This window comes from Williamsia muralis (genome assembly GCF_002735905.1).
GTDB classification, from domain to species: domain Bacteria; phylum Actinomycetota; class Actinomycetes; order Mycobacteriales; family Mycobacteriaceae; genus Williamsia; species Williamsia muralis_A.
The window spans coordinates 1-798 of the sequence record NZ_PEBD01000001.1 but is presented as its reverse complement, the minus strand read 5'-3'; the positions used below and the strand labels follow the sequence as shown (position 1 = coordinate 798).

General features: G+C 58.3%; 1 pseudogene. It reads right to left on the bottom strand.

What is annotated here, in order from left to right:
• Positions 1-798, bottom strand: a pseudogene (locus tag CSW57_RS00005) (cbb3-type cytochrome c oxidase subunit I); the annotation flags it as partial.

Sequence of the window (798 nt, the reverse complement as noted above, 5' to 3'; positions counted from 1 at the left end):
ACCGGCATACGTCGCGAACACGATCGTGCCGAACAACACGTAATGGAAGTGCGCCACCACGAAGTAACTGTCAGACAGGTGGAAATCCAACGGCGGGCTCGCCAGCAACACACCGGTCAGACCACCGAACAAGAACGTCACCAAAAAGCCCACCGAAAACAGCATCGGCGTCTCGAACGTGATGTGACCCTTCCACATCGTCCCGATCCAGTTGAAGAACTTCACACCCGTCGGCACCGCGATGAGGAAGGTCATGAACGAGAAGAACGGGAGGAGTACGGCGCCCGTGGCATACATGTGGTGCGCCCAGACGGCAACGGAGAGCGCAGCGATGGAGAGCGTCGCGTACACCAGGCCGCTGTAGCCGAAGATGGGTTTGCGGGAGAAGACCGGGAAGATCTCCGACACGATCCCGAAGAACGGCAACGCAATGATGTACACCTCGGGATGACCGAAGAACCAGAACAAGTGCTGCCACAAAATCGCACCACCATTGGACGGGTCATACAGATGCGCCCCGAACTGCCGATCAACCTCCAACCCCATCAACGCCGCCGTCAACAACGGGAACGCCAGCAGGATCAGCACACTCGTCACCAAAATGTTCCAAGTGAAAATCGGCATCCGGAACATCGTCATACCCGGCGCACGCAAACACACCACCGTCGTGATCATGTTCACCGCACCCAAGATCGTGCCCAGACCCGACACACCCAGACCCAAAATCCACATGTCCGCACCCGGACCCGGCGAATGCACCGCATCGGTCAACGGCGTATACGCCTGTCCAACCGAAGT